This window comes from Capnocytophaga sp., from assembly GCF_030532915.1.
Lineage (GTDB): Bacteria > Bacteroidota > Bacteroidia > Flavobacteriales > Flavobacteriaceae > Capnocytophaga.
In genome coordinates, this window is record NZ_JAUNKD010000062.1 from 3,055 (window position 1) to 8,300 (window position 5,246).

The following is a 5,246-nucleotide window of genomic DNA, read 5'->3' on the forward strand; positions in this document are numbered from 1 at the left end:
ACCTAACAAATGGATTGTCAGTCCGTTACTTAACGAAGGTGCAATCAACATCAATGCGGAAATGTACTGACTACTTACCGCTGCCGAAATACGAACTTGATTGGCAGTCAAATTTTTCCCCTTTATATATAATGGTGGATACCCTTCCGTTTCTTGATATGAAATTTCGGCTCCCAAATCACGAAGTGCCTGAACCAGAATGTGTATCGGGCGTTCTTTCATTCGCTGTGAGCCGGTCAAAACAACCTCTCCGCCACTGTAGGAAGCGAAAAATGCGGTTAAAAAACGCATCGCCGTTCCTGCGTGATGAATATCAATCTCACCCGTACCTTTTTGCAATGCCATTCGCATCACTTCGGAATCATCTGAACAAGAAGCGTTTTTGATAACTATTTGAGGATAAATAGCTTGCAACAACAACAAACGATTGGTTTCGGATTTTGAACCCGAAATTCTGATTTTTTTCCCGGAAATTAATTCTGATTGTGAAAGTGTTTGATTCATTTTTTTTGCGTATCTCCGCCACAAAAATAAAAAAACGATTTGAAAAACAAGCTCTTTTGCTTTTCAAATCATTTTCAAACAACCGAATCTTATTTAAAATTTATGCTTTGCCTCGTTATCTGAATTAATGACCTTTACCGCCCGCTTTATTGAATTTATACGAAAAACTAAGCATAAAATATTGTTTCAGCACCAATTTTTGCGAATCTTGCACGTAATCTTGGGTGATGGTTCGCCACGCTTCCACGGTTTGGTTCAGCAAGTCGTAGGCTTTGAGTTGTATGGTGGCTTTTTCATTTAAAAACTTGTAACCCAAACTCATATTCCAGTAAAAACTCGTTTTTCTGAAACCATCGCTCAAATAAGGTGCGTATGAAAATTCAATATCATTGCCAAAAATCACATTTTTAGGCACATACGTAGTTAATTGAAGCGAAGCCCGTTGCTCGGTATAATCCTGATTTTCAAAAACATCTAAGTTGTATTTTGCTTTGTTGAAAGACGGATTATATTCCAAGTAAAAGTCTATTTTCGCTTCCCATTCATATTCCAAAGTAAGTGATGGCGTTACGCTGTAATTGGTTATGACATAGCGAGTTCCGTTGCTGAATAGATTGCTTTTCCCGATTCTTCCCCAAGTACCTAACCGATAACCGATTTTGTGTTCCTCGATTTTGTACGATTTTCTGTAATTCGCTCCTCCGCGTACCAAAAAATCGCCGTCAATGTTCGTGTAAGTGGTCTTTCGGGTTAAATCGCTGTTAGTCAGCGTTACGGAAGTGATTTTATCTTGCTGAAATTCAGTGCGTAATGTAGCGAATATTCCCGAGCGTGTTTCAAAATCGTAATTGTTAAAGTCAAGACGGAAAATATTGGTAAACGTGGGTTTTAAATCGGGATTTCCTGTAAACGTATGCAACGGATTATTCACATTATCAATAGGTTGCAACTGATTCACGCTCGGCACACGCGTTTGGGTGTTGTAATTGAAATTTAAGGTCGTTCCTTTTTTGATTTCATAACTCGCCCGAAGCCGAAGATTCGGATTTTGGAAGTTTTTATCCAACGCCAAATTTCGCAAAAAGTCCTGATTTTCAAGTCGGTTGTAAATCATTCCCACATCGCTGTTAAGCCGAAATTTACCTCTTTGCCATTCCACCCCGATTTCAGGTTGATGTCGCGTGTTTTCCGTTAGAAAATCAGAACTAAGCAAAGTGTTGAAATTCAGATAATTTCCGTTTGAATCTGCATCATACGTATTTACATTGCTTTTTGTGTCGGTTTTTGAAAAATTGTAACCGGCTTTGAGCAAAAAATCTTTGTACAACGGATAACGCAAATTCGCCCGAAGATAATAATTATCACTTTGATTATCCGTATCTTGCTGTTGGTCACGCACTTGTATAGAAGGATTACTTCCGAAAATTTCACGCGTATTGTAAAGCGTTTGTTCTTTTTCCGAACGGCTGTTCTTGTTTCCCAAACTTACACCCCACGAACCTTTCGTACCTTTAAAACGCCGATTGAACGACACCCGATTGTTGAACGTTATGCCGTAATTTTGCGAATTACTTTTTGAAATACTCTGATTTACAATGGATTTTTGGTTGTCATACGAGGTTTCCTCGCTTCGGTTGTGGTTGTTCCCCCGATTTACGGAAAGTTGCGGACTGACCGAAATCTGCGTAAGCGAATCGATTTTGTACTCCAACTCAGCCCGTGCGGAATGCCCCTCGCTCCACGAGTTGTTCCACTGTTCGTTTCGTGAAAAATAATGGCGGTCGGGCAGGGTGGTTTCGCGGTCGTTTCGTGAATAATTTTCGTTATCGTTGTGTGAATAAAAATAATTGGCATCAACTTCGATGTTTTTGCCATATTCGTCCACGTAACTAACGCCCCCGATGTGCGATTTATTAAAACCGTCGCCGCCCCCGAAATTCATTCCGTTAATAGAAATATTTCCCTTTGACATCCAAACATCTTGCACATCGCCCATCATTCCGAATACTTCATCAAATTGAAAGCCTAATGTATTGATATTGTTTGAACTACCTAAAATAGAAACGCGTGTTTTGTCTTGAAAATAATTCCCGAAACCGTTGAGTTCGTAGCGGTCTTTGGTGCCGTACCCTACGGTTGCCCGCCCGAAATAGCCTTTGTTTTTGTCCTCTTTCAGCACAATATTGATGGATTTATTGTCCGAGTCGCCTTGTTCTTTGGTGAATTTCTGTTCTTTGGTTTTGGTGTCGCTCACTTGAATTTTCTTGACAATGTCTTTGGTGAGGTTTTTCGTGGCGATTTTCGGGTCGTCAAAAAAAGGTTTTCCATTTACTAAAATTTCATTTACGGACGTTCCGTTCACGGTGATGTTTCCTTTGGAATCGACCTCCACACCCGGCAGATTTTTGAGTAATTCTTCCACCGTGGCATCGGGGCGGAGCTTGAAAGCATCGGCATTGAATTCAAGCGTATCTTTTTTTACGGTAATCGGAATGGCTTCGGAAGTGAGTGTAACTTCCTCTAATTCTTGAGCTTGCGTTTCCAATTCAACACGCCCCAAATCAAGCGTTCCTTTCGGTTTTTCAATGCGTTTTTTGTAGGGTGCATTTCCGATATGGGTGATAAACAAATCAAATACCGATTCGCTGCTTTTGGCTTTCAGATTGAAAACACCTTTATTGTCGCAAATGGTGTAATTCACTAAGGAAGAATCTTTTACGGATTTTAAAAAGACGGTTGCCGCTTCCAATGGTTTATCGGAAGTTTTGTCATAAACCTTTCCCGTTAGGGTAAATTGCTGAGCAAGAGCCGAAAACGATATCAGCAAGAAAATACATAAGAGGCTATATTTTTTTCTCATTTTAAGATACTATTTTGTTAATTTATGCTTGCCAGTAATTTATTGTTAAAATATCCAAAAGAAAACAACTACAATATTCTTGAAAAAAATTATTTTTCGGCACTAATTCTTTCAAAATGAGGATTTAAATGCTCCCGCATTGCTTCCCGAAAAGACTGAGGTGTTCCTTTTTTGAGTTCCTCCACCAAATCGATATGCGTTACCAGACGTTTATTTTCCTTCAAAAAAGGAATTTCTTTTGCTTGCAAATCGTGAACATACTGAAAAACAGGTAATAACAATTCCTGAAATCGCAATAAAGTTTGATTGTCAGCCATTTTGTAAAGCGTGCTGTGAAATTCAAATTCGTCTTTTAATGAAAAATAATTATTGACATATTCGTAATTTGCCCGCCTTGCCAAGGCTTCCAATTCTTGCACTTGGGCTTGCGTTTTTCGGGCAAAGACAAAATCAACCATACCGATTTCAAACATCAATCGAAACTCGAACAAATCACGCAATGTACTCTCGTCAAGCATTTTAGTATCCAATGTTTTTTGAATATTGCTGATAAAATCAGGTTCTTTCAAAACAGTACCACGATGTTTTTTTGATTCGACAAGCCCCAAGGTACGCATTCGCAACATTGCCTCACGAACCACCGTACGGCTGACACCCAACCACGTGGCAAGCTCCACCTCTTTGGGCAAGGAATCACCCGGTTTTAAATCATTTTTTCGGATATAATCAGCGATGCGCTTCTCAACTCGGTCTACTAAGGTAATATTCTCAAGTGGCTCCATATCTTTTCAATACAACACGATAATCCGCTACAAAAATACGATTATTTTTTAACATTTCAACAATAATTTTGGCAATTTATTGCATTTTTCATCATCAATCAATTATTTTTTACCGCCAAAATAAAAAATTCACAATAAATCACTCCACAAAAAAACACAAATCAACAGCAAAAATACGTTAAAAAAAGTTAAATATTTAATTTTTCTTGCGCCCTATTGTTTTTTTGTATTGATTTGCAACAGAAGAAGCACCACAATTGAGGCTCAATTGGGTGCTACTTGTTAAGTGTCCACATAAATTTTATTATGTATCTCTTAAAAATGGGCGACAAAGATACATATTTTTTTGTTGATAGCAAAAAAATGTGTGTTTTGTTGAAAGATATGCAAAATAAATGTTGATTGTGGGCTTGATAATGAAAAAAGAATGACAAACACGCAGGGATGTTGCTTACAGAACTTTGATTTAATGTAAGAATACGAATGTGTGGAGAGGCTGTCTCTTACACCCTTCTTTGAGTAGTTATCACGGAGGCACAATTAATTAAACATAAGTCCTTAAAGTTGTCTTATCGGGTGATGTGCTTTTCAGTAAGCACCATTGCAAAAAGGACGCAAATTTAAAATGAAAAAATCAGTTTATTTAATTGGTTTGTTACTAACAATCATTTTTGGTTGTAAGAGTGATTTTGATGAAACCATTGAAACGCCCACTGAAAACGGTGTCATCAATGACAGCATCCGCAAAATGCCCGTATCAAATCTTCCTGACGGGGTAAAAGAAGCCTTTGACCAAGTGTTTATAAATGAAAAAATGAGTGCAAAATCGGGGGAAACCAATGAACAATTGTCCGATTTTAATTTTTTGGAAAATGAAGTTATCGTCATTTCAAAAAAAGGAGGCATTACAAACTATTCTGTTCGGGTAAAACAAGGGGAACAAATCAGCACCTTTCTGAAAAACAACACAATTCCCTCCTTAACTTCAAAACCCAAAGAGGGTTGTAATTCAACGGGAGCTGGTGGTGATCAGGCATCGAATCATATTGAAAAATAAAATAATTATTTTAAAATTTTGATATTCAAATAATTATATTTAT

At 37.9% G+C, this 5,246-nt stretch carries 3 protein-coding genes and 1 pseudogene; 1 reads left to right on the forward strand and 3 read right to left on the reverse strand.

Translation table 11 applies throughout. The features are described from left to right. From Q4D72_RS11825 to Q4D72_RS11835, 3 genes and pseudogenes are all read right to left on the reverse strand, one after another. A pseudogene (locus tag Q4D72_RS11825) lies at positions 1-504 on the reverse strand (3-phosphoshikimate 1-carboxyvinyltransferase); the annotation flags it as partial. A gap of 124 nt (positions 505-628) precedes the next feature. Then, positions 629-3,364: an outer membrane beta-barrel protein gene (locus tag Q4D72_RS11830; RefSeq protein ID WP_303078127.1), complete on the reverse strand. Its 2,736-nt coding sequence runs from the start codon at positions 3,362-3,364 to the stop codon at positions 629-631. An 89-nt stretch (positions 3,365-3,453) separates the two neighbouring features. After that, complete coding sequence (locus tag Q4D72_RS11835; RefSeq protein ID WP_303078128.1) at positions 3,454-4,146, reverse strand: FadR/GntR family transcriptional regulator; 693 nt, start codon at positions 4,144-4,146, stop codon at positions 3,454-3,456. Between the two features lie 625 nt (positions 4,147-4,771). Here Q4D72_RS11835 and Q4D72_RS11840 point away from each other — a divergent pair. Continuing rightward, complete coding sequence (locus Q4D72_RS11840) at positions 4,772-5,203, forward strand: hypothetical protein (RefSeq protein WP_303078129.1); 432 nt, start codon at positions 4,772-4,774, stop codon at positions 5,201-5,203. Positions 5,204-5,246 lie beyond the last annotated feature (43 nt).

Excerpts from the sequence above, each read along its gene's own strand:
- Q4D72_RS11830 (WP_303078127.1), bottom strand. The coding sequence starts at position 3,364 with ATGAGAAAAAAATATAGCCTCTTATGTATTTTCTTGCTGATATCGTTT.
- Q4D72_RS11835 (WP_303078128.1), bottom strand. The coding sequence starts at position 4,146 with ATGGAGCCACTTGAGAATATTACCTTAGTAGACCGAGTTGAGAAGCGC.
- Q4D72_RS11840 (WP_303078129.1), top strand. The coding sequence starts at position 4,772 with ATGAAAAAATCAGTTTATTTAATTGGTTTGTTACTAACAATCATTTTT.